The following is a 23,003-nucleotide window of genomic DNA, read 5'->3' as shown; positions in this document are numbered from 1 at the left end:
CTGGGGTCCCCCGGGCAGTACTGGCGGGACATCCTGACTTCTACAAGGAGAGTTCCCGATGCGTCTGACTTTTGCCGCCCTCCTGCTCGGCGCAGGCCTTAGTCCCGCGCTTGCCGTTGCAGCCCAACCGAATGGCCCCTGGCTTAACGAACACCAGCAGGTTTCGCTCGAAGGCTTTATGAGCAATGCCCAGCTGTATGAACAGCTTGCCAGCGTGGCGCGCCGCTCCGGCGGCGTACTCAGCCTCGAACAGACCGGCACCAGCGGCGAAGGCCGACCGATCTGGCTGGCCCGCCTGGGCAAACCGGGCAACCCTGCGGTGATGATCATCACCCAGCAACATGGCAACGAACCCCACGGCACCGAAGCGGCCCTCGACCTGATCCGCAAGCTGGCGTCCGGCGGCTCGTTCTCCAAACAGGTGCTGGCCAACCTGCAAGTGCTGTTTATTCCGCGGGTCAACCCCGACGGCACTGCACTCGCCACCCGCGGCAACGTCGATTTCAGCGCGCCGCAAACCAGCGCCAGCTGCCTGCGCGCGGACGGCAGCCTGGACCCGAGCAAGCTCGACCAGGGCCTGGGGGCCAATGTCACCGCCTATAGTCCCGAAGAGGGTCCGCGTCAGCGGAGCTACGACATCAACCGTTACCACTGGCCGGACTGGAGCCAGAGCACCCAGGTGCTGTGCAATCCGGGGCTGGCCGAGCAAAGGCACTTCAACCCCAGCCAGAACCCGGTGCCGGAAGCCGTGGCGGTGCGCAGTGCCTATGACCGCTATCAACCCATGTGGATGGTCGATGTCCATAACCAGAACCCGGCCGTCGTGCAGGGCGATGCCGGCCCCGAAGCCAATCGCCCAGGCCGCCAGATAACCGCCTCCATCGCCTGGCCGACTCACGCCGATGTCGATCCGGACGTGGTCGACCTGTCGAAGCAGATGGCCCTGGTGATGAAGAAGCGCTCCATGCAGATCGGCCATATGGAGGTCAGCAACTATTTCTACCAGCGTCCGGACGGCAGCATTCGCCGTGGCGGCGGCGACCCCGGCATTGCCCGCAACGCCTATGCGCTGCTGGCCAGCGAGAGCCTGGCCAAGGGGGCCGAAGGACCGCTGGGCGGCAGCATCCTGATGGAAATCACCGGGCTCAACAGCCGCGGCCAGAAATCCATCGGCATGCTGCGCAACAACGTCAGGGAAATGCTCGAAGCGCTGCTGGTGGCCAGCGCCGATGGCAGCCTGCTGACCCAGGACCCGGCCGAAACCGAGCTGCTGCTGCGCCCCGGCCAGGAAGTCGACGAGCCCCTGGCAAACCCGCACGACGAATAGCGCCGGCACCCTGCAAAAAGCCCCGAATATTCGGGGCTTTTTCTTGCCAGCGATACGCCTACATCTGGCTTTGCAGGTAGTTCTCCAGGCCCAGCCGGTCGATCAGCCCCAGCTGAATTTCCAGCCAGTAGGCATGATCTTCCTCGGTGTCCTTGAGCTGCACCAGGAGGATATCGCGGGTCTGGTAATCCTGATGCTTCTCACACAACTCGATGCCTTTGCTCAAGGCCGCGCGCACCTGGTATTCCAGGGCCAGGTCGAGCTTGAGCATCTCCGGCACCGTCTGGCCGAAGCTGAAGCTGTCCGGGACCATATCCGGCAGGCCTTCGAGAAACAGAATGCGCTTGAGGATGGCGTCGGCGTGCTGGGTTTCCTCCTCCATCTCGTGGTTGATCCGCTCATGGAGCTTGGCGAAGCCCATGTCCTCGTACAGACGCGAGTGGATAAAGTACTGATCGCGCGCCGCCAGTTCGCCCTTGAGCAGCATTTTCAAATAATCGATAACTTCGATATGGCCCTGCATGCCTGGTGTCCTTGCAATATTCGCGGGAATGCCGCGCATGCTGCGCATCCCGCCTCTGCGGGTCAAGGAAAAAGCACAGCGCCTCCACGGAGGGAGGCGCTGTGCAGCGGATCAGGCGAGATCGAAGCGATCCAGGTTCATCACCTTGGTCCAGGCGGCAACGAAGTCCCTGACCAGCTTCTCTTTGCCGTCGGCGCTGGCGTAGACCTCGGCGTAGGCCCGCAGCACCGAGTTGGAACCGAAGACCAGGTCGTTGCGGGTAGCGCTGTACTTCACCTGGCCACTGTTACGCGCCCGACCCTCGAACAACTCCCCATCGCCATCCACCGCCTTCCACTCGGTGCCCATGTCCAGCAGGTTGACGAAAAAGTCGTTGCTCAGCTCCCCGACCCTGTCGGTAAACACGCCATGCAGGCTGCCGTCATGGTTGGCCCCCAGCACCCGCAGGCCGCCGACCAGTGCGGTCAGCTCCGGTGCGCTCAGGGTCAGGAGCTGAGCCTTGTCGATCAGCATGGCTTCGGTCGGCACGCCAAGCCTGCCCTTGCGGTAGTTGCGGAAACCATCGGCGACGGGCTCGAGCGGCTCGAAGGACTCGACATCGGTCTGGTCCTGGCGGGCATCGACCCGCCCGGGCGCGAACGGCACATCCACGCTCACCCCGGCGGCACTGGCGGCCTGCTCCACGCCGACATTGCCGGCCAGCACTATCACGTCGGCCAGCGAGGCCTTGCCGGAGGCCTGCTGGATCTCGATCAGCTTGGCCAGAGCGCCAATCGCCCGCTGATTGACGGGCCAATCCTTCTGTGGGGCAAGGGCCAGACGGGCACCGTTGGCACCACCACGCTTGTCTCCGCCACGGAAGGTCGAAGCCGAAGCCCAGGCCACCGAGACCAGATCACCCGCCGACAAACCAGAGGATGCAATCCTGGCCTTGAGGTCGGCGATATCGGCCGCGCCCGGATTGTGCACGGGCGCTGGCAGCGGGTCCTGCCAGATCAGGTCTTCCATCGGCACTTCCGGGCCGATGTAACGGGCCTTGGGGCCCATGTCGCGGTGGGTCAGCTTGTACCAGGCGCGGGCAAAGGCCTCGGCAAAGGCCTGGGGATCGTCGTGAAAACGCTTAGATATCTTGCCGAACTCGGGGTCGAAGCGCAGGGTCAAGTCGGTGGTGAGCATGGTCGGCCTGTGGAACTTGCCGGGAATATGCGCATCCGGAATGATCTCCGGCGCATCCTTGGCCACCCACTGCTTGGCCCCAGCCGGCGACTGGGTCAGTTCCCACTCGAACTTGAACAAGTTCTCGAAGAAGTTGTTGCTCCACAGCGCCGGGGTTTTGGTCCAGGTGACTTCGATGCCGCTGGAGATGGTGTCCTTGCCGTGACCACTGCCGAAGTCGCTGATCCAACCCAGCCCCTGCGCTTCGATCGGTGCCGCTTCGGGCTCTGGCCCCTTGTGCGCTTCCGGCGCAGCCCCATGGGCCTTGCCGAAGGTATGGCCGCCAGCGATCAGGGCAACGGTCTCCTCATCGTTCATGGCCATGCGACTGAAGGTGCTGCGGATATCCTTGGCCGCCTCCAGGTAGTCGCCGCTGGCATTCGGGCCTTCCGGGTTCACATAGATCAGGCCCATATGGGTGGCCCCGAAGGGCGCGGCCAACTCGCGGTCGCCAGTGACGCGCTCCGGGTCAACGCCCAGCCAGGCGATCTCCGCGCCCCAGTTGACATCCATGTCCGGTTCCCAGACGTCTTCACGACCACCCGCAAAACCGAAGGTGCGAAAGCCCATGGATTCGAGCGCCACGTTACCGGCGAGGATATACAGATCGGCCCAGGATATTTTCTGCCCGTACTTCTGCTTGATCGGCCAGAGCAGGCGCCGCGACTTATCGATATTGACGTTATCCGGCCAGGAGTTCAGCGGGGCGAAACGCTGCTGACCACGACCGCCGCCGCCGCGCCCATCGGTGATGCGGTAAGTGCCGGCGGCGTGCCAGGCCATACGAATCATCTGCGGCCCGTAATGGCCGAAGTCGGCCGGCCACCAGTCCTGGCTATCGGTCATCAGCCTGACCAGATCCGCCTTGAGCGCCTTGTAGTCGAGTTTCTTGAATTCTTCGGCGTAGTTGAAATCGCCCAGCGGGTTGGACTTTTCCGAGTGCTGATTGAGCAGATCCACTCGCAACTGGTTCGGCCACCAATCCCGGTTGGTCGTGCCGCCACCCGCGACATGATTGAACGGGCATTTACCTGGGTTCGACATGGTTCTCTCTCCTCATCGGGTTGGCCTATCGAATGCAGCCAACAATGGAAAAAGACTAGACCCGCTTTGCCAGGGGAACCAATTTATGAAACGTAACAACTCAATAGCTTTTACCTTTTATCCCCACAGAAAAAACGGGCCCGCAGGCCCGTTTTCTATGCGCAGCCCATTCAGGCAATCAGGATAAAACCGATAAAGGCCAAGCCAGCCGCGATCAGGGTATAGGGCAACTGAGTGATGGCATGACTGATCAGATTACAACCCGAGCCCTGGGCGGCCAGCACGGTTGAGTCGCTATAGAAGCAGGCCTGGCTACCGAAGGCCGACGCCGACAGCAGCGCACCGATGGTCAGCGGGATATCCGCCTGCAGTGCATAGGCCAGGGGCATAACGATGGGAATGGTCACGGCGAAGATGCCCCAGGACGACCCCGTGGCGAAGGCCAGTACGGCCATGGCCAGAAACACCATGGCCGGCAGCATCTGTGGGCTCATATAGGGCTTGAGCGATTCCACAACATATTGCGGCAGCATCAACTGATCGCATACATCCTTGAAGATAAAGGCGGCGATCACGATGCCGATAGCCGGCAGCATGGTCTTGAAGCCATCGACCATCTGATCGAGCATCTCGGACAAGGGCATCAAGCGCTGCAGCAGGTAGAACGGCACGGTGATCGCCAGGGTTGCCAGCATGCCCATCCAGACATCGATCTCGAAGTAGATGGTAAAACCGATCAGCATCAGCAACGGCACCAGGAAGTTGTAGAGCTTACCGCCTTCCTTGTCCGCGCCCTCGAACTCCTCCTCCAGCGATCTCATCGAGTAGTTGTGCTCGGGGCTCAGTTCGCCCACATGCATGGCCCCGGCCGAACCGTGACGCGCAGCCATCTCCGCTTTACGCATGGGGCCAATCGCTGGCACCACGCCGGCGGCGACCAGCAGCACCAGAATCACCGCAAACCAGGCATAGAGCATGTAGGGAATCGCCTGGATATACACGCTGATGCCCTCGCCGGTGGCAGCGATATCGTTGTTCTCCAGCAACCCGCCAAAGAACACCGCCCAGGTCGACAGCGGTACCAGTACGCAGATCGGCGCAGCAGTGGAATCCACCACATAGGCGAGCATTTCACGAGAGATCCTGAAACGGTCGGTGACCCGCTTCATGGTTTCGCCCACGGTCAGGGCATTGAGGTAGTCATCGACGAAGATCACCACGCCCAGGGCAAAGGTCATCAGCAGAGAGGAGCGTCGCCCCTTGGCCAGCTTCAGGGCCTCGCGGCCGAAAGCCAGAGCCCCACCGGTGCGAACCAGCAAGGCAATCAGCGCGCCGAAGCTGCCACAGACAAGGATCAACCAGCCGATGGTTTCGTCCTGCATGACCTTGAGGGAAATTTCGGAGAAGTTGTTCAAGGCCTCAGCCGGCGACAGCAGCAACAGACCGGAGATGGCACCCAGGACCAGGGCCAGGATGGGACGCCGCAAGGTGATCGCCAGGATCAATACGACAGCAGGGGGAATCAGACTCAGCGCAGTAGGTTCGGACATGATGTGCAATTGTTCTTATAAGGGCCGCAAGACGGCGGGGACGGAAGACCCGCGAACCTTACCCGAGCCGACCACTGCACACAATATCAAACACGACGTGCGGAATATTATTCACCGCAAAAACAAAAAAACCGGGCCAAGGCCCGGTTTTTCCTACAACCAACTACTTACTCGGCGTCTACAGCTGGACCAGCGACCGGACGGTCAACCAGCTCAACATAAGCCATCGGAGCATTGTCGCCAGCGCGGAAACCGCACTTGAGAATACGCAGGTAACCGCCCTGACGGGTGGCGTAGCGCTTGCCCAGGTCGTTGAACAGCTTGCCGACGATGGCTTTCGAACGCGTACGGTCGAAGGCCAGACGACGATTGGCAACGCTGTCTTCTTTAGCCAGAGTAATCAGCGGCTCGGCAACGCGACGCAGCTCTTTGGCTTTCGGCAGAGTAGTTTTGATCAGCTCATGCTCGAACAGCGATACCGCCATGTTCTGGAACATGGCCTTACGGTGTGCGCTGGTGCGGCTGAGGTGACGGCCACTTTTACGATGACGCATGGTTCAATTCCTTACCAAACTCACGTTCGGTGATGATGACGATCAGGCAGTCGCCTTATCGTCTTTCTTCAGACTTGCCGGCGGCCAATTGTCGAGGCGCATACCGAGGGACAGACCGCGAGAAGCCAGAACATCCTTGATTTCGGTCAGGGATTTCTTGCCCAGGTTCGGCGTTTTCAACAGTTCTACTTCGGTGCGCTGAATCAGGTCGCCGATGTAGTAAATGTTCTCTGCCTTGAGGCAGTTGGCCGAACGAACGGTCAGCTCCAGGTCATCAACCGGCCGCAGCAGGATCGGATCGATCTCGTCTTCCTGCTCGATTACCACTGGCTCACTGTCACCTTTGAGGTCGACGAACGCAGCCAACTGCTGTTGCAGAATGGTTGCGGCACGACGGATAGCCTCTTCCGGATCCAGAGTACCGTTGGTTTCCAGGTCAATAACCAGCTTGTCCAGGTTGGTACGCTGCTCAACACGAGCGTTTTCCACCACGTAGGACACCCGGCGCACAGGGCTGAACGAAGCATCCAGCTGCAAGCGACCAATGCTGCGGCTTTCGTCTTCATCGCTCTGACGCGCGTCAGCCGGCTCATAGCCGCGACCACGAGCTATGGTGAGCTTCATGTTCAGCGCGCCAGTGGAAGCCAGGTTGGCGATTACGTGGTCGCCATTGACGATTTCGACATCGTGATCCAGCTGAATATCGGCAGCGGTTACTACACCCGAGCCCTTCTTCGCCAGAGTCAGCGTCACTTCGTCACGACCGTGCAGTTTGACAGCCAGACCTTTCAGGTTGAGCAGGATTTCAATGACATCTTCCTGAACACCTTCGATGGCACTGTACTCATGGAGTACGCCATCAATCTCGGCCTCGACTACTGCACAGCCAGGCATGGAGGACAACAGGATGCGACGCAGCGCGTTGCCCAGGGTATGGCCGAAACCACGCTCGAGCGGCTCGAGGGTGATCTTGGCGCGGGTAGAACTGACCACCTGCACATCAATGTGACGGGGGGTCAGGAACTCATTTACCGAAATCTGCATGGATGCACCTATTTTCTAGCCCTTACTTGGAGTAGAGCTCGACAATCAGGCTTTCGTTGATGTCAGCGGAGAGATCACTGCGAGCCGGGACGCTTTTGAACACGCCAGACTTTTTCTCAGTGTCTACATCTACCCATTCAACGCGGCCACGCTGGGCACACAGCTCAAGAGCTTGAACAATGCGCAGCTGATTCTTCGATTTCTCGCGAACTGCAACGACGTCGCCAGCTTTAACCTGGTAGGACGGCACGTTTACAGTCTTACCGTTAACGCTGATCGCTTTGTGCGAAACCAGCTGACGGGATTCGGCACGAGTAGCGCCGTAGCCCATACGGTAAACCACGTTATCCAGACGGCATTCGAGCAGCTGCAGCAGGTTCTCACCAGTAGCGCCTTTCTTGCCGGCAGCTTCTTTGTAATAACCGCTGAATTGACGCTCGAGCACACCGTAGATACGACGAACTTTTTGCTTCTCACGCAGCTGGGTGCCGTAGTCGGACTGACGGCCACGGCGCTGACCGTGAATACCTGGGGCTGCTTCGATGTTGCACTTCGATTCCAGAGCGCGTACACCGCTTTTCAGGAAAAGATCTGTGCCTTCACGACGAGACAGTTTGCATTTGGGACCAATGTAACGAGCCATTTCTCACTGTCTCCTGATTACACGCGACGCTTCTTCGAAGGACGGCACCCGTTATGCGGGATGGGCGTCACATCGGTGATGCTGGCGATCTTATAGCCGCAACCGTTCAAAGCACGGACAGCGGACTCACGACCCGGACCGGGACCCTTGACGTTTACGTCGAGGTTCTTCAGGCCGTATTCCAGCGCAGCTTGACCAGCACGTTCTGCAGCCACCTGGGCAGCGAACGGGGTGCTTTTACGCGAGCCGCGGAAGCCCGAACCACCAGAGGTAGCCCAGGACAGGGCGTTGCCCTGACGGTCAGTAATGGTCACGATTGTGTTGTTGAAAGAAGCGTGGATGTGGGCGATGCCATCAACCACCGTCTTTTTGACTTTCTTACGAGTACGAGCAGCAGGTTTTGCCATGACTAGATTCCTGTCGATGCGCGAATGCGATTACTTGCGGATCGGCTTACGCGGGCCCTTACGGGTACGCGCGTTGGTCTTGGTACGCTGACCGCGAACCGGCAGACCACGACGATGACGCAGGCCGCGGTAGCAACCCAGGTCCATCAAGCGCTTGATTTTCATGTTCACTTCACGACGCAGGTCGCCTTCGGTATTCACCTTGGCCACTTCGCCACGCAGCTGCTCGATCTGCTCGTCAGAGAGATCTTTGATCTTTGCAGCCGGATTAACACCGGCGGCAGCACAGACTTTCTGTGCAGTAGTGCGACCAACACCGAAGATGTAGGTCAGCGAGATAACAGTGTGCTTGTTATCCGGAATGTTAACGCCTGCAATACGGGCCATTCAGTGTAACTCCAATTGACAGCTACCTACGCCCCGGAAGCCAAGAAATAGGGCGCGAGATATTAGCGCTGTAGAAACAAATAATCAACCCGGCAGCGCACTAGCTGCCGGGCTTATCACTTCACTCACACTCAGCCTTGGCGCTGCTTGTGACGCGGTTCCGCGCTGCAAATCACGCGAACAACACCTTCGCGACGGATAATCTTGCAGTTGCGGCACAGCTTTTTCACCGATGCACGAACTTTCATCACCAACTCCTCGAACCTTATGGACTTCAGCGCAGCATGCCGCTGCCGTAGCCCTTCAGGTTGGCTTTCTTCATCAGGGATTCGTACTGGTGCGAAACGAGGTGCGATTGTACTTGCGACATAAAGTCCATCACAACCACCACCACGATCAGCAACGAGGTCCCGCCAAGATAGAACGGTACGTTGGCAGCCACCACCAGGAACTGGGGCAACAGGCACACGGCCGTCATGTACAGAGCACCGAACATGGTCAAGCGGGTCAACACGCCATCGATATAGCGCGCCGATTGCTCACCTGGACGGATACCCGGAATAAAGGCACCGGACTTCTTCAGGTTTTCCGCTACGTCTTTCGGGTTGAACATCAGCGCTGTATAGAAGAAGCAGAAGAAAATAATCCCTGCACTAAACAGCAAAATGTTCAACGGCTGACCTGGAGCGATAGCCTGCGAAATATCCTGCAGCCAGCCCAGACCTTCGGACTGACCAAACCAGGCACCCAGCGAGGCCGGGAACAACAGAAGGCTACTGGCGAAAATAGCCGGGATAACCCCTGCCATGTTCACCTTCAGCGGCAAGTGACTGGTCTGCGCAGCAAACACCTTGCGGCCCTGCTGACGCTTGGCGTAGTGCACCGCAATGCGACGCTGACCACGCTCAATGAACACCACGAAACCGATGATCGCTACTGCCAACAAACCGATGGCGATCAAGGCGAAGATATTGATATCGCCCTGACGAGCAGACTCGAAAGACTGCCCAATCGCCGACGGCAGACCGGCTACGATGCCTGCAAAGATCAGCATCGAAATACCGTTGCCGACACCACGCTCGGTAATCTGCTCGCCCAGCCACATCATAAACATCGCACCCGCCACAAACGTGGTGACTGCTACGAAGTGGAAGCCGAAATCAGCCGAAAACGCTACGCCCTGACTGGCCAGACCAACGGACATGCCGATAGCTTGGACAAATGCCAGGACGAGGGTGCCGTAGCGGGTGTATTGGCTGATCTTACGACGACCAGCCTCACCTTCCTTCTTCAACTGCTCCAGCTGCGGGCTGACAGCGGTCATGAGCTGCATGATGATCGAGGCCGAAATGTACGGCATGATCCCCAGTGCAAAGATGCTCATACGCTCCAGCGCACCGCCGGAAAACATGTTGAACAAGCTAAGAATGGTCCCCTCATTCTGTCGAAACAGGTCCGCCAACCGGTCCGGGTTGATACCAGGCACAGGGATGTGTGCGCCAATCCGATAGACGATAATCGCCATGAACAGAAAGCGCAGACGAGCCCAGAGCTCGGATAACCCGCCATTGCTGAGCGCTGAGAGAGCACCTTGCTTAGCCATTTATTCCTCGAACTTACCGCCAGCTGCTTCGATAGCCGCGCGCGCACCTTTGGTGACGGCGATACCTTTAAGGGTGACTGCCTGAGTAACTTCACCGGACAGCATGACTTTCACACGCTGTACATGTTGGTTGATCAGGTTGGCATCCTTCAGCGACTGCAGAGTAACAATGCCGCCTTCGATCTTGTTCAGCTCGGAGGTACGCACTTGCGCACGATCCATAGCCTTCAAGGACACGAAGCCGAACTTGGGAAGACGACGGTGCAGAGGCTGCTGGCCGCCTTCGAAACCCGGAGCAATGGTGCCACCGGAGCGGGAGGTCTGACCTTTGTGGCCGCGGCCACCAGTCTTACCCAAACCGCTACCGATACCACGGCCCGGACGGTGCTTCTCGCGACGGGAACCCGGCGCAGGACTCAGATCGTTCAGGTACATGAATTAACCCTCGACTCGCAGCATGTAGTAAGCCTTGTTGATCATCCCGCGATTCTCGGGAGTATCCAGGACTTCTACGGTGTGACCGATGCGACGCAGACCCAGACCCTTCACACAGAGCTTATGGTTGGGGATACGGCCGGTCATGCTTTTGATCAGCGTGACTTTTACGGTATTAGCCATGATTAGAGAATCTCCTCGACGCTCTTGCCACGCTTGGCCGCAACAGAACCTGGCGACTGCATAGCTTTCAAACCCTTGAAGGTGGCGTGTACCACGTTCACCGGGTTGGTCGAGCCGTAGCACTTGGCCAGAACGTTCTGCACACCAGCCACTTCCAGGACAGCACGCATAGCGCCGCCGGCGATGATACCGGTACCTTCAGAAGCAGGCTGCATGTACACCTTGGAGGCGCCATGGGCAGACTTCATCGCGTACTGCAGAGTGGTGCCATTCAGGTCCACCTGGATCATGTTGCGACGAGCAGCTTCCATAGCCTTCTGGATAGCGGCCGGCACTTCACGGGACTTGCCACGGCCGAAACCGACGCGACCCTTACCATCACCAACCACGGTCAACGCGGTGAAAGTGAAGATACGGCCACCCTTTACGGTCTTGGCAACGCGGTTAACCTGTACCAGCTTCTCGATATAGCCTTCGTCGCGCTTTTGGTCGTTATTTGCCATAACTTAGAACTCCAGCCCGCCTTCACGAGCAGCATCAGCCAGCGCCTTGACGCGGCCGTGGTACTTGAAGCCAGAACGGTCGAATGCAACCTGAGTCACACCAGCGGCTTTCGCACGCTCGGCAACCAGCTCGCCAACTTTCTTGGCCGCGTCGATGTTGCCAGTGGCACCATCACGCAGTGCTTTGTCCAAGGTCGAGGCACTGGCCAGAACCTTGCCGCCGTCGGCCGAAATGACCTGGGCGTAGATGTGCTGCGAGGAGCGATACACGCAGAGACGCACGGCTTCGAGCTCGTGCATTTTCAGGCGTGCTTTGCGAGCGCGACGCAGTCGAGTAACTTTCTTGTCGGTCATTTGCTATGCCCTACTTCTTCTTGGCTTCTTTACGGCGGACGACTTCGTCTGCGTAACGAACACCTTTGCCCTTATAAGGTTCAGGACGACGGAAGTCACGAATCTCCGCAGCGACCTGACCAACCAGTTGCTTGTCGACACCCTTGATCAGGATCTCGGTCTGGTTCGGGGTTTCAGCAACCACACCGTCCGGCAACTCATAGTCGATCGGATGGGAGAAGCCGAGAGCGAGGTTCAGCACCTGACCTTTGGCTTGCGCCTTGTAACCTACGCCGACCAGCTGCAGCTTGCGCTCAAAGCCAGTGCTAACGCCGATTACCATGTTGTTGACCAATGCACGGGTAGTGCCGGCCATGGCGCGAGTCTGCTGATCGCCATTGCGAGCAGCGAAACGCAGCTCACCAGCTTCCTGCAGGACTTCAACGGACGAGTGAACATTCAGTTCGAGAGTGCCCTTGGCACCCTTTACCGACAGCTGCTGACCTGTGAGTTTGACCTCAACACCGGCGGGCAGCGTAACGGGGTTCTTAGCAACGCGAGACATGCTTATTCCCCCCTTAGAACACTGTGCAAAGCACTTCGCCGCCGACACCGGCAGCGCGCGCAGCGCGGTCCGTCATCACACCCTTGTTGGTGGAGACGATGGAAACCCCGAGACCGCCACGAACTTTCGGCAGGTCATCAACGGATTTGTATTGGCGAAGGCCTGGACGGCTTACGCGCTTGACTTCTTCGATGACTGGACGGCCTTCGAAGTACTTCAGCTCGATGGACAGCTGCGGCTTAACTTCGCCGCTGATCTGATAACCCGCAATATAACCTTCGTCTTTCAAAACTTTGGCTACAGCCACCTTCAACGTGGAAGACGGCATGCTTACGACGGACTTTTCAGCCATCTGGGCATTACGGATACGAGTTAGCATGTCCGCTAACGGGTCCTGCATACTCATGGGCTAGACGCTCCTGATACAAAAAGAATTAGCCTTGCGGCTACAGTCGCTGAGAATTCTGGAATATTGAACCCAGGCTCAGGCGAGCCGAGCATTCTAGAGACTGATCAAAAATGAATCAAGCCCCAAAGGGGCCTGATTCACAGATAAGACAAAGCCGGCACTAGGCCGGCTTCGTTTTTACCAGCTGGCTTTCACCAGACCTGGTACATCACCACGCATGGCTGCTTCACGCAGCTTGATGCGGGACAGGCCGAACTTACGGTATACACCGTGCGGACGACCGGTGATGCGGCAGCGGTTACGCAGGCGCGAAGCGCTGGCGTCACGCGGCTGCTTCTGCAGGGCAACCTGAGCTTCCCAACGCGCTTCCGGACTGGCGTTCAGATCGGCGATGGTAGCTTTCAGCTCGGCACGCTTCTTAGCGTACTTGGCTACCGTTTGCTGACGCTTCAGCTCGCGGTTTTTCATGCTGGTTTTGGCCATGATCCAACTCCAATCAGTTGCGGAACGGGAATTTGAAAGCACGCAGCAAGGCGCGACCTTCATCATCCGTACGGGCAGTGGTGGTCAGGGTAATGTCCAGACCACGCAGGGCATCGATCTTGTCGTAGTCGATTTCCGGGAAGATGATCTGCTCTTTCACGCCCATGCTGTAGTTGCCACGACCATCGAAGGACTTGGCATTCAGGCCGCGGAAGTCGCGAACCCGGGGCAGGGAGATGGACAGCAGACGATCGAGGAACTCGTACATACGCTCGCGGCGCAGGGTTACCTTGACGCCAATCGGCCAACCTTCACGAACCTTGAAGCCTGCAATCGACTTACGGGCATGAGTCACAACGACTTTCTGACCGGTAATCTTTTCCAGGTCGGCAACAGCGTGCTCGATGATTTTCTTGTCACCGATTGCTTCGCCCAGGCCCATGTTCAGGGTGATCTTGGTGATGCGCGGAACTTCCATCACGTTACCGAGCTTAAGTTCTTCCTTAAGCTTGGGAGCGATTTCTTTCCGGTAAATCTCTTTTAGTCGTGCCATGGTCTTCTACCTAGCAGTGTTCAAGCATCAACCGCTTTTTGGGTCGACTTGAAGACACGAATTTTTTTACCTTCTTCTACTTTGAAACCAACGCGGTCAGCCTTGTTGGTTTCGCCATTGAAGATGGCCACGTTAGAAGCGTGCAATGGCGCTTCTTTCTCGACGATACCGCCCTGAACGCCCGACATCGGGTTCGGCTTGGTATGGCGCTTCACCAGGTTGATCCCACCAACGACCAGACGGTCGTCAGCGAGAACCTTGAGCACCTTGCCACGCTTACCTTTGTCTTTGCCGGCGATCACGATGATCTCGTCGTCACGACGAATCTTTTGCATGTCGGATCTCCTTACAGCACTTCAGGGGCGAGCGAGACGATCTTCATGAACTTCTCAGTACGAAGCTCACGAGTCACTGGCCCAAAAATACGGGTGCCGATCGGCTCTTGCTTGTTGTTCAACAGAACAGCAGCGTTGCCGTCAAAGCGAATGATCGAGCCATCAGGGCGACGAACGCCGTGACGAGTGCGGACTACGACAGCAGTCATCACTTGGCCTTTCTTCACTTTACCGCGCGGAATTGCTTCCTTGACGGTGACTTTGATGATGTCGCCGATGCCAGCGTAGCGGCGATGCGAGCCACCCAGCACCTTGATGCACATAACGCGACGAGCACCGCTGTTGTCAGCGACGTCGAGCATGGATTGAGTCTGAATCATATATTTCTCCGACCCCTAGTCCTTAGACTTCCACTGCGCGTTCGAGAACTTCAACCAGAGCCCAGGACTTAGTCTTGGCAACGGGACGGGTTTCACGGATGGAAACCTTGTCACCGATGTGGCACTGATTGCTTTCGTCGTGCGCGTGCAGCTTGGTCGAACGCTTGACATATTTGCCGTAGATCGGGTGCTTAACGCGACGCTCGATCAATACGGTGATGGTCTTGTCCATCTTGTCGCTGACGACACGGCCGGTCAGCGTACGGACTGTTTTTTCGGCTTCAGCCATGATCACTTACCTGCCTGCTGGTTGAGCACAGTTTTCACACGAGCGATGTCGCGCTTAACTTGCGAGAGCAGGTGAGACTGCCCCAACTGGCCAGTTGCTTTCTGCATACGCAGATTGAACTGGTCGCGCAGCAGGCCGAGCAGTTGCTCGTTCAGCTGCTGTGCTGATTTTTCACGAAGTTCATTCGCTTTCATCACATCACCGTCCGCTTAACAAAAGTGGTGGCGAGTGGCAGCTTTGCAGCCGCCAGGGCGAAAGCCTCACGCGCCAACTCTTCGGAAACGCCTTCGATCTCATACAGGACCTTGCCTGGCTGGATCTGGGCTACCCAATACTCAACGCTACCCTTCCCTTTACCCATCCGCACTTCGAGAGGCTTCTTGGTAACCGGCTTGTCCGGGAAAACGCGAATCCAGATTTTCCCGCCACGCTTAACGTGACGAGTCAGAGCACGACGAGCGGACTCAATCTGACGGGCGGTGAGACGACCGCGGGCAACAGACTTCAGGGCGAACTCGCCGAAGCTGACTTTGCTACCGCGCTGAGCCAGACCACGGTTGTGGCCGGTCATCTGCTTACGGAACTTCGTACGCTTTGGTTGCAACATTTGGCGTACCCCTTACTTAGCAGCTTTTTTACGAGGCGCGGGTGCTTGTGGTTTCAGTTCTTCGTGGCGACCACCAATTACTTCGCCTTTGAAGATCCAAACCTTGACACCGATCACACCATAAGTGGTGTGCGCTTCGTACGTGGCATAGTCGATATCGGCACGCAGGGTGTGCAACGGCACACGACCTTCGCGATACCATTCGGTACGTGCAATTTCAGCACCGCCGAGACGACCGCTCACTTGGATTTTGATGCCCTTGGCACCAATACGCATGGCGTTCTGTACAGCGCGCTTCATGGCGCGACGGAACATCACGCGACGCTCCAGCTGCTGAGCTACGCTCTGCGCAACCAGCATACCGTCGAGCTCCGGCTTGCGGATCTCTTCGATATTGATGTGCACAGGCACACCCATTTGCTTGGTCAGGTCCTGACGCAGCTTCTCAACATCCTCACCTTTCTTGCCGATAACGATACCGGGACGAGCAGTGTGGATGGTGATGCGTGCGGTTTGAGCCGGGCGAGCAATGTCGATACGGCTTACGGACGCGCTTTTTAATTTGTCTTGGAGATACTCGCGCACCTTCAGATCAGCGAACAAATAGTCCGCATAAGTCCGACCGCTGGCGTACCAGACGGAGGTGTGCTCCTTGACGATTCCCAGGCGAATGCCAATGGGATGTACTTTCTGACCCATCTGATCGACTCCGTTACTTGTCCGCAACCTTGACAGTGATATGGCAAGACCGCTTGACGATGCGATCAGCGCGGCCTTTGGCACGCGGCATGATTCGCTTCAGCGAACGCCCTTCGTTGACGAAAACGGTGCTGACCTTCAAGTCATCAACGTCTGCGCCTTCGTTGTGCTCGGCGTTGGCTACAGCCGACTCCAGCACTTTCTTAATGATCTCGGCGGCTTTCTTACTGCTGAAAGCCAGCAGGTTGAGCGCTTCGCCCACCTTCTTCCCGCGGATCTGGTCGGCGACCAAGCGGGCTTTCTGGGCGGAGATTCGAGCGCCCGACAACTTAGCGGCTACTTCCATTTCCCTACCCCTTAACGCTTGGCTTTCTTGTCAGCCACGTGCCCACGATAGGTACGAGTGCCGGCAAATTCGCCCAGTTTGTGGCCGACCATGTCTTCGTTCACCAGAACTGGGACATGTTGACGACCGTTGTGTACAGCGATGGTCAGACCGACCATTTGTGGCAGGATCATCGAACGGCGCGACCAGGTTTTCACCGGCTTGCGATCATTCTTTTCCACCGCCACTTCGATCTTCTTCAGTAGGTGAAGATCGATAAAAGGACCTTTTTTCAGAGAACGTGGCACTGTCGTATCCCTCTATTTACTTGCGACGACGGACGATCATGTTATCGGTGCGCTTGTTACCACGAGTCTTCGCGCCCTTAGTCGGGAAGCCCCATGGAGACACCGGATGACGACCACCAGAGGTACGACCTTCACCACCACCGTGTGGGTGGTCAACCGGGTTCATGGCAACACCACGAACGGTTGGGCGAACGCCACGCCAGCGCTTGGCACCAGCTTTACCCAGCGAACGCAGGCTGTGCTCGGAGTTCGAGACTTCACCCAGGGTCGCACGGCACTCGGCCAGTACTTTACGCATTTCACCGGAACGCAGACGCAGGGTCACGTAGACACCTTCACGCGCAATCAGCTGAGCCGAAGCACCAGCGGAACGAGCGATCTGAGCACCTTTGCCCGGCTTCAGTTCGATACCGTGAACAGTGCTACCAACTGGAATGTTGCGCAGTTGCAGACTGTTGCCCGGCTTGATCGGAGCCATGATGCCAGCTACCAGCTGATCGCCAGCACTCACGCCTTTAGGGGCGATGATGTAGCGACGCTCGCCGTCTGCATACATCAGCAGAGCGATGTGTGCGGTACGGTTCGGATCGTATTCAATACGCTCGACAGTGGCTGGAATGCCATCTTTGTCGTTGCGACGGAAATCGACCAGACGGTAATGCTGCTTGTGGCCACCACCGATATGACGGGTAGTGATCCGACCATTGTTGTTACGACCGCCAGTCTTCGACTTCTTCTCGAGCAGCGGAGCGTAAGGAGCACCTTTGTGCAGCTCCTTGTTGACCACCTTGACCACAAAACGGCGGCCAGCGGAAGTCGGTTTGCATTTAACGATTGCCATGATGCACCCCTTCCTTACTCAGCACTGCTGGCGAAATCGATATCTTGGCCTGGCTGAAGGGAGATAACTGCCTTCTTCCAGTCGTTACGCTTGCCCAGACCGCGAGCGGTGCGCTTGCTCTTACCCAGAACGTTCTGGGTAGTCACTCGCTCAACCTTCACGCTGAACAGGCTTTCGACGGCCTTCTTGATTTCCAGCTTGGTTGCATCGGTTGCAACCTTGAAAACGAATTGGCTTTTTTTATCAGCCAGAAGTGTGGCCTTCTCGGAGACGTGCGGGCCAAGCAGCACTTTAAATACGCGTTCCTGGTTCATCCCAGCAGCTCCTCGAATTTCTTCACGGCAGAAACGGTGACCAGCACCTTTTCGTACGCGATCAGACTGACCGGATCGGAACCCTGCACGTCACGAACATCGACGTGTGGCAGGTTGCGAGCAGCCAGGTACAGATTTTCATCGATAGCATCGGACACGATCAGTACATCGGTCAGGCCCATGCCATTCAGCTTGTTCAGCAGGTCTTTGGTCTTCGGCGCTTCAACGCTGAAATCTTCAACCACGACCAGACGATCAGTACGTACCAGCTCGGCAAGAATCGAACGCAATGCAGCGCGATACATCTTCTTGTTCAGCTTCTGGTCGTGATTCTGCGGACGGGCCGCGAAAGTCACACCACCGCCACGCCAGATCGGACCACGAGTGGTACCGGCACGAGCACGGCCAGTACCCTTCTGACGCCAAGGGCGCTTACCGCCACCGGATACGTCGGAACGAGTCTTCTGTTGCTTGCTGCCCTGACGGCCGCCGGCCATGTAGGCCACAACTGCTTGGTGAACCAGGGTCTCGTTGTAATCGCCACCGAAGGTCGCTTCGGACACTTCGATTGCTTGAGCGCCATTTACATTTAATTGCATGTCAGCTTCCCCTTAACCGCGAGCCTTGGCTGCCGGACGAACAACCAGGTTGCCGCCAGTAGCGCCAGGAACGGCACCCTTGACCAACAGCAGGTTGCGTTCAGCATCGACGCGCACTACTTCCAGGGACTGCACAGTCACGCGCTCAGCACCCATGTGACCGGACATTTTCTTGCCCTTGAAGACGCGACCCGGAGTCTGGCACTGGCCAATGGAACCCGGAACACGGTGGGACACGGAGTTACCGTGAGTGTTGTCTTGGCCGCGGAAGTTCCAACGCTTGATGGTACCGGCAAAGCCTTTACCCTTGGACTGACCGGTGACATCCACCAGCTGACCAGCTTGGAAAATTTCAGCGTTGATCAGATCGCCAGCCTGGTACTCGCCTTCTTCAAGACGGAATTCCATGACGGTACGACCTGCCGCGACATTCGCCTTGGCGAAGTGACCGGCTTGCGCCTTGCTGACACGAGAAGCACGACGCTCGCCGACAGTGACTTGCACTGCACGATAGCCATCGGACTCTTCAGTTTTGAATTGAGTGACGCGATTCGGCTCGATCTCAATGACCGTAACCGGAATGGAGACACCTTCTTCGGTGAAAATGCGGGTCATGCCGCACTTACGACCGACTACACCAATAGTCATGTTGTAACCTCATGAGTGTACGGGGCTTTCACCCGCTATGGCCGCCCATTTCAGAGCGTTACACGACTAAGACCTCAGGCGGTCTTAGCCGAGGCTGATCTGCACTTCCACGCCAGCCGCAAGGTCGAGCTTCATCAGCGCGTCAACGGTTTTATCCGTTGGCTGGACGATGTCCAGAACACGCTTATGAGTACGGATCTCGTACTGATCACGCGCGTCTTTGTTGACGTGCGGGGAAGTCAGTACAGTGAACCGCTCTTTGCGGGTAGGCAGAGGAATCGGACCACGCACCTGAGCACCAGTACGTTTCGCGGTTTCCACGATTTCCTGGGTTGATTGATCGATCAGGCGATGGTCAAAAGCCTTCAACCGAATACGGATTTGTTGGTTTTGCATTTTGACCTCAGATTCCAAGCTGCTATTCCCAACGGACGCAGTACGCCCGTTAAAAGGAGGCGTGATTCTATAGACGCCCCTAGCAGGTGTCAACCCAATAAAAAAGCCCCCGCAAGCGGAGGCTTCTTCTTAAATCATCACTTACGCGATGATTTTGGCTACGACGCCAGCGCCGACGGTACGACCGCCTTCACGAATGGCGAAACGCAGGCCTTCTTCCATTGCGATGGTCTTGATCAGGGTAACGGTCATTTGCACGTTATCACCTGGCATTACCATCTCAACGCCTTCCGGCAGTTCGCAGTTACCGGTTACGTCAGTAGTACGGAAGTAGAACTGAGGACGGTAGCCTTTGAAGAACGGAGTGTGACGACCGCCTTCTTCTTTGCTCAACACATACACTTCTGCAGTGAAGGTGGTGTGCGGCTTGACCGAACCCGGCTTGACCAGAACCTGGCCACGCTCTACGTCGTCACGCTTGGTGCCACGCAGCAGAACGCCGCAGTTCTCACCAGCACGACCTTCGTCGAGCAGCTTGCGGAACATCTCAACACCGGTACAGGTGGTCTTGGTGGTTTCACGCAGACCAACGATCTCGATTTCTTCCTGGATCTTGACGATACCGCGCTCGATACGGCCAGTTACCACGGTGCCACGACCGGAGATCGAGAACACGTCTTCGATTGGCATCAGGAACGGCTTGTCGATAGCACGAACCGGCTCAGGGATGTAGCTGTCCAGAGTCTCAACCAACTTCTTGACGGCAGTGGTGCCCATCTCGTTGTCGTCTTGACCGTTCAGCGCCATCAGAGCGGAACCGATGATGATCGGGGTGTCGTCGCCTGGGAAATCGTAAGTGCTGAGCAGGTCACGCACTTCCATTTCCACCAGCTCCAGCAGCTCGGCGTCGTCAACCATGTCAGCCTTGTTCAGGAAGACCACGATGTACGGAACACCTACCTGACGGGACAGCAGGATGTGCTCGCGAGTCTGCGGCATCGGGCCGTCAGCAGCGGAGCAAACCAGGATAGCGCCGTCCATCTGCGCAGCACCGGTGATCATGTTTTTTACGTAGTCAGCGTGACCTGGGCAGTCAACGTGTGCGTAGTGACGCACGGCCGAATCGTATTCAACGTGAGCGGTGTTGATGGTGATACCGCGAGCTTTTTCTTCTGGGGCGCTGTCGATCTTGTCGAAGTCAACCTTGGCCGAACCGAATACTTCGGAGCAGACGCGGGTCAGAGCAGCGGTCAGAGTGGTTTTACCGTGGTCAACGTGACCGATAGTGCCAACGTTGACGTGCGGTTTGTTACGTTCAAATTTTTCTTTAGCCACGACAATTAACTCCTAGCTTAAAGGGGCTGAATCAGCCTTGTTTTTTGGTTACAGACTCGACGATGTGCGACGGAGCCGTATTGTATTTTTTGAATTCCATGGAGTAGCTTGCGCGACCCTGAGACATGGAACGGACGTCGGTCGCATAACCGAACATCTCACCCAGCGGAACTTCAGCACGAATCACCTTGCCGGAGATCGTGTCTTCCATACCCAGGATCATGCCACGACGACGGTTAAGGTCGCCCATCACATCACCCATGTAGTCTTCGGGGGTAACAACCTCTACCGCCATGATCGGCTCGAGCAACTCACCACCGCCCTTCTGGGCCAGTTGCTTGGTCGCCATGGAAGCAGCCACCTTGAACGCCATCTCGTTGGAGTCGACGTCGTGGTAGGAACCATCGAACACGGTAGCTTTCAGGCCGATCAGCGGATAACCGGCAACGACGCCGTTCTTCATCTGCTCTTCGATACCCTTCTGGATAGCCGGGATGTATTCCTTCGGAATCACACCACCCACTACTTCGTTCACGAACTGCAGACCTTCCTGACCTTCGTCAGCAGGTGCAAAGCGAACCCAGCAGTGACCGAACTGACCACGACCACCGGACTGACGCACGAACTTGCCTTCGATCTCACAGCTCTTCGTGATGCGCTCACGATAGGAAACCTGAGGCTTGCCGATGTTGGCTTCAACGTTGAACTCGCGGCGCATGCGGTCGACCAGGATGTCCAGGTGCAACTCGCCCATACCGGAGATGATCGTCTGACCAGTCTCTTCATCAGTTTTGACGCGGAAAGATGGATCTTCCTGAGCAAGCTTGCCCAGAGCGATACCCATTTTTTCCTGGTCGTCCTTGGTCTTAGGTTCTACGGCAACCGAAATAACCGGCTCCGGGAAGTCCATGCGCACCAGGATGATTGGCTTGTCAGCGTTGCACAGAGTCTCACCAGTGGTGACGTCCTTCATGCCGATCAGGGCCGCGATGTCACCAGCGCGCACTTCCTTGATCTCTTCGCGGGCGTTTGCGTGCATCTGCACCATACGACCCACGCGCTCTTTTTTACCTTTAACCGAGTTGATCACGCCGTCACCGGACGCCAACACGCCCGAGTAAACGCGGACGAAGGTCAAGGTACCCACGAATGGGTCGGTAGCGATCTTGAACGCCAGAGCCGAGAACGGCTCGCTGTCGTCTGCATGACGCTCCAGCTGAATTTCCTCGTTATCCGGGTCAGTACCCTTGATAGCAGGAATGTCAGTCGGTGCAGGCAGGAAGTCGATAACGGCGTCGAGAACCAGGGGAACACCCTTGTTCTTGAAGGAAGAACCGCAAACAGCCAGAACGATTTCACCAGCGATAGTACGCTGACGCAGAGCGCTCTTGATTTCTTCGATGGTGAGCTCTTCACCTTCGAGGTACTTGTTCATCAGCTCTTCATTGGCTTCGGCCGCAGCCTCAACCATGTTGCCGCGCCACTTCTCGGCTTCTTCCAGCAATTCAGCCGGAATGTCCTTGCGAACAGGGACCATGCCTTTGTCAGCATCGTTCCAGTAGACAGCTTGCATGTTGATCAGATCGATCTGACCCTGGAAGTTGTCTTCAGCACCGATGGCCAGCTGGATCGGCACCGGAGTGTGACCCAGACGCTGCTTGATCTGACCGATCACGCGCAGGAAGTCAGCACCGGCACGGTCCATCTTGTTGACGTAAACAAGACGCGGAACGCCGTACTTGTTGGCCTGACGCCATACGGTTTCCGACTGAGGCTCAACGCCCGAGGTACCGCAGAACACAACAACCGCGCCGTCGAGTACACGCAGCGAACGCTCAACTTCAATGGTGAAGTCAACGTGGCCGGGGGTATCGATGACGTTGAAGCGGTGCTCATCTTTGTACTGCTTCTCGGAACCTTTCCAGAAGGCGGTAATGGCAGCAGAAGTAATGGTGATACCACGCTCCTGCTCCTGCACCATCCAGTCGGTGGTCGCGGCGCCATCATGCACCTCGCCCATCTTGTGGCTTTTGCCAGTGTAGAAAAGCACACGCTCAGTGGTCGTGGTTTTACCCGCGTCCACGTGAGCCACGATACCGATGTTACGGTACCGGTTAATCGGTGTAGTACGAGCCATAAAGCCCTCGCAAATTTAGAAGCGCAATA

Annotated in this window: 34 protein-coding genes; 1 reads left to right on the top strand and 33 read right to left on the bottom strand. The window is 57.2% G+C overall.

The annotated features are described in order from the left end of the window. Window positions 1-58 precede the first annotated feature (58 nt). On the top strand, window positions 59-1,327 hold the full coding sequence (locus WMW70_RS13975) for a M14 family zinc carboxypeptidase (protein WP_341438075.1): 1,269 nt from the start codon (window positions 59-61) through the stop codon (window positions 1,325-1,327). A gap of 58 nt (window positions 1,328-1,385) precedes the next feature. Here the strand turns inward: WMW70_RS13975 and bfr are convergent, their stop codons facing one another. The 33 genes from bfr to fusA form a co-directional block, all read right to left on the bottom strand. Then, on the bottom strand, window positions 1,386-1,850 hold the full coding sequence (gene bfr / locus WMW70_RS13970) for a bacterioferritin (RefSeq protein ID WP_341438074.1): 465 nt from the start codon (window positions 1,848-1,850) through the stop codon (window positions 1,386-1,388). Between the two features lie 111 nt (window positions 1,851-1,961). After that, the gene (katG, locus tag WMW70_RS13965; RefSeq protein ID WP_341438073.1) at window positions 1,962-4,109 is read right to left on the bottom strand and encodes a catalase/peroxidase HPI; all 2,148 of its coding nucleotides are present in this window, start codon (window positions 4,107-4,109) and stop codon (window positions 1,962-1,964) included. Window positions 4,110-4,279: 170 nt separating this feature from the next. Then, complete coding sequence (locus WMW70_RS13960) at window positions 4,280-5,659, bottom strand: Na+/H+ antiporter NhaC family protein (RefSeq protein ID WP_341438072.1); 1,380 nt, start codon at window positions 5,657-5,659, stop codon at window positions 4,280-4,282. Between the two features lie 167 nt (window positions 5,660-5,826). After that, the gene (rplQ, locus tag WMW70_RS13955) at window positions 5,827-6,213 is read right to left on the bottom strand and encodes a 50S ribosomal protein L17 (RefSeq protein ID WP_325508397.1); all 387 of its coding nucleotides are present in this window, start codon (window positions 6,211-6,213) and stop codon (window positions 5,827-5,829) included. Between the two features lie 42 nt (window positions 6,214-6,255). Further along, window positions 6,256-7,257: a DNA-directed RNA polymerase subunit alpha gene (locus tag WMW70_RS13950; protein ID WP_090255780.1), complete on the bottom strand. Its 1,002-nt coding sequence runs from the start codon at window positions 7,255-7,257 to the stop codon at window positions 6,256-6,258. 22 nt (window positions 7,258-7,279) lie between these two features. Next, window positions 7,280-7,900: a 30S ribosomal protein S4 gene (gene rpsD, locus WMW70_RS13945; RefSeq protein ID WP_341438071.1), complete on the bottom strand. Its 621-nt coding sequence runs from the start codon at window positions 7,898-7,900 to the stop codon at window positions 7,280-7,282. A 17-nt stretch (window positions 7,901-7,917) separates the two neighbouring features. After that, window positions 7,918-8,307 carry a 30S ribosomal protein S11 gene (rpsK, locus tag WMW70_RS13940; protein ID WP_013789773.1) on the bottom strand — a complete coding sequence of 130 codons (390 nt, stop codon included), beginning with the start codon at window positions 8,305-8,307 and terminating at the stop codon, window positions 7,918-7,920. Window positions 8,308-8,337: 30 nt separating this feature from the next. Continuing rightward, window positions 8,338-8,694 carry a 30S ribosomal protein S13 gene (gene rpsM, locus WMW70_RS13935; protein ID WP_325508401.1) on the bottom strand — a complete coding sequence of 119 codons (357 nt, stop codon included), beginning with the start codon at window positions 8,692-8,694 and terminating at the stop codon, window positions 8,338-8,340. Window positions 8,695-8,825: 131 nt separating this feature from the next. Next, the gene (rpmJ, locus tag WMW70_RS13930) at window positions 8,826-8,942 is read right to left on the bottom strand and encodes a 50S ribosomal protein L36 (RefSeq protein WP_002555468.1); all 117 of its coding nucleotides are present in this window, start codon (window positions 8,940-8,942) and stop codon (window positions 8,826-8,828) included. Between the two features lie 26 nt (window positions 8,943-8,968). Next, on the bottom strand, window positions 8,969-10,297 hold the full coding sequence (gene secY / locus WMW70_RS13925; protein WP_325508404.1) for a preprotein translocase subunit SecY: 1,329 nt from the start codon (window positions 10,295-10,297) through the stop codon (window positions 8,969-8,971). Next, window positions 10,298-10,732 carry a 50S ribosomal protein L15 gene (gene rplO / locus WMW70_RS13920; RefSeq protein ID WP_325508406.1) on the bottom strand — a complete coding sequence of 145 codons (435 nt, stop codon included), beginning with the start codon at window positions 10,730-10,732 and terminating at the stop codon, window positions 10,298-10,300. A 3-nt stretch (window positions 10,733-10,735) separates the two neighbouring features. Further along, the gene (rpmD, locus tag WMW70_RS13915) at window positions 10,736-10,915 is read right to left on the bottom strand and encodes a 50S ribosomal protein L30 (protein ID WP_079204534.1); all 180 of its coding nucleotides are present in this window, start codon (window positions 10,913-10,915) and stop codon (window positions 10,736-10,738) included. 2 nt (window positions 10,916-10,917) lie between these two features. Continuing rightward, window positions 10,918-11,418 carry a 30S ribosomal protein S5 gene (rpsE, locus tag WMW70_RS13910; protein WP_305623294.1) on the bottom strand — a complete coding sequence of 167 codons (501 nt, stop codon included), beginning with the start codon at window positions 11,416-11,418 and terminating at the stop codon, window positions 10,918-10,920. A gap of 3 nt (window positions 11,419-11,421) precedes the next feature. Next, entirely contained in the window at window positions 11,422-11,772 is a 351-nt protein-coding gene (gene rplR, locus WMW70_RS13905) for a 50S ribosomal protein L18 (protein ID WP_341438070.1), read from the bottom strand. Window positions 11,773-11,782: 10 nt separating this feature from the next. Further along, complete coding sequence (gene rplF / locus WMW70_RS13900; RefSeq protein WP_339461012.1) at window positions 11,783-12,316, bottom strand: 50S ribosomal protein L6; 534 nt, start codon at window positions 12,314-12,316, stop codon at window positions 11,783-11,785. A 13-nt stretch (window positions 12,317-12,329) separates the two neighbouring features. Then, complete coding sequence (gene rpsH / locus WMW70_RS13895; protein ID WP_069519903.1) at window positions 12,330-12,722, bottom strand: 30S ribosomal protein S8; 393 nt, start codon at window positions 12,720-12,722, stop codon at window positions 12,330-12,332. 180 nt (window positions 12,723-12,902) lie between these two features. Beyond that, window positions 12,903-13,208, bottom strand: a complete 306-nt coding sequence (gene rpsN / locus WMW70_RS13890) for a 30S ribosomal protein S14 (RefSeq protein ID WP_090243102.1) — start codon at window positions 13,206-13,208, stop codon at window positions 12,903-12,905. A gap of 13 nt (window positions 13,209-13,221) precedes the next feature. Further along, window positions 13,222-13,761: a 50S ribosomal protein L5 gene (gene rplE / locus WMW70_RS13885; RefSeq protein ID WP_325508417.1), complete on the bottom strand. Its 540-nt coding sequence runs from the start codon at window positions 13,759-13,761 to the stop codon at window positions 13,222-13,224. 20 nt (window positions 13,762-13,781) lie between these two features. Then, window positions 13,782-14,096, bottom strand: coding sequence for a 50S ribosomal protein L24 (gene rplX, locus WMW70_RS13880; protein WP_008374158.1), 315 nt, complete (start codon window positions 14,094-14,096; stop codon window positions 13,782-13,784). An 11-nt stretch (window positions 14,097-14,107) separates the two neighbouring features. Continuing rightward, a complete protein-coding gene (gene rplN, locus WMW70_RS13875; protein ID WP_003281831.1) occupies window positions 14,108-14,476 on the bottom strand; it encodes a 50S ribosomal protein L14 in 369 nt (122 codons plus the stop codon). Window positions 14,477-14,498: 22 nt separating this feature from the next. After that, window positions 14,499-14,765, bottom strand: a complete 267-nt coding sequence (rpsQ, locus tag WMW70_RS13870) for a 30S ribosomal protein S17 (protein ID WP_025167719.1) — start codon at window positions 14,763-14,765, stop codon at window positions 14,499-14,501. A gap of 2 nt (window positions 14,766-14,767) precedes the next feature. Next, a complete protein-coding gene (gene rpmC, locus WMW70_RS13865; RefSeq protein WP_002555481.1) occupies window positions 14,768-14,959 on the bottom strand; it encodes a 50S ribosomal protein L29 in 192 nt (63 codons plus the stop codon). After that, complete coding sequence (gene rplP, locus WMW70_RS13860) at window positions 14,959-15,372, bottom strand: 50S ribosomal protein L16 (RefSeq protein WP_042552939.1); 414 nt, start codon at window positions 15,370-15,372, stop codon at window positions 14,959-14,961. Before rplP ends, rpmC begins: the two co-directional genes overlap by 1 nt. A gap of 12 nt (window positions 15,373-15,384) precedes the next feature. Further along, window positions 15,385-16,071, bottom strand: a complete 687-nt coding sequence (gene rpsC, locus WMW70_RS13855) for a 30S ribosomal protein S3 (RefSeq protein WP_305624932.1) — start codon at window positions 16,069-16,071, stop codon at window positions 15,385-15,387. Between the two features lie 13 nt (window positions 16,072-16,084). Beyond that, complete coding sequence (gene rplV / locus WMW70_RS13850) at window positions 16,085-16,417, bottom strand: 50S ribosomal protein L22 (protein ID WP_003210077.1); 333 nt, start codon at window positions 16,415-16,417, stop codon at window positions 16,085-16,087. 11 nt (window positions 16,418-16,428) lie between these two features. After that, on the bottom strand, window positions 16,429-16,704 hold the full coding sequence (gene rpsS / locus WMW70_RS13845) for a 30S ribosomal protein S19 (protein ID WP_010486981.1): 276 nt from the start codon (window positions 16,702-16,704) through the stop codon (window positions 16,429-16,431). A gap of 16 nt (window positions 16,705-16,720) precedes the next feature. Then, window positions 16,721-17,545 (bottom strand): 50S ribosomal protein L2, encoded by an 825-nt coding sequence (gene rplB, locus WMW70_RS13840; RefSeq protein ID WP_325508427.1) that lies wholly within the window; start codon window positions 17,543-17,545, stop codon window positions 16,721-16,723. Window positions 17,546-17,559: 14 nt separating this feature from the next. Further along, entirely contained in the window at window positions 17,560-17,859 is a 300-nt protein-coding gene (gene rplW, locus WMW70_RS13835) for a 50S ribosomal protein L23 (protein ID WP_325508429.1), read from the bottom strand. Then, complete coding sequence (gene rplD, locus WMW70_RS13830) at window positions 17,856-18,458, bottom strand: 50S ribosomal protein L4 (protein ID WP_172149917.1); 603 nt, start codon at window positions 18,456-18,458, stop codon at window positions 17,856-17,858. The genes rplW and rplD overlap by 4 nt, the downstream gene beginning before the upstream one ends. A gap of 12 nt (window positions 18,459-18,470) precedes the next feature. Continuing rightward, on the bottom strand, window positions 18,471-19,106 hold the full coding sequence (gene rplC / locus WMW70_RS13825) for a 50S ribosomal protein L3 (RefSeq protein ID WP_090505796.1): 636 nt from the start codon (window positions 19,104-19,106) through the stop codon (window positions 18,471-18,473). An 84-nt stretch (window positions 19,107-19,190) separates the two neighbouring features. Then, entirely contained in the window at window positions 19,191-19,502 is a 312-nt protein-coding gene (gene rpsJ, locus WMW70_RS13820; protein ID WP_013789756.1) for a 30S ribosomal protein S10, read from the bottom strand. A gap of 141 nt (window positions 19,503-19,643) precedes the next feature. After that, window positions 19,644-20,837, bottom strand: a complete 1,194-nt coding sequence (tuf, locus tag WMW70_RS13815) for an elongation factor Tu (RefSeq protein WP_341438069.1) — start codon at window positions 20,835-20,837, stop codon at window positions 19,644-19,646. A 31-nt stretch (window positions 20,838-20,868) separates the two neighbouring features. Beyond that, entirely contained in the window at window positions 20,869-22,974 is a 2,106-nt protein-coding gene (gene fusA, locus WMW70_RS13810; protein ID WP_341438068.1) for an elongation factor G, read from the bottom strand. Window positions 22,975-23,003 lie beyond the last annotated feature (29 nt).

Origin of the sequence: Pseudomonas sp. XK-1, from assembly GCF_038069885.1 — a bacterium.
In the GTDB taxonomy this organism is placed as follows: domain Bacteria; phylum Pseudomonadota; class Gammaproteobacteria; order Pseudomonadales; family Pseudomonadaceae; genus Aquipseudomonas.
The sequence above is the reverse complement of the archived record's forward strand: the minus strand, read 5'-3'. Positions and strand labels throughout refer to the sequence as shown.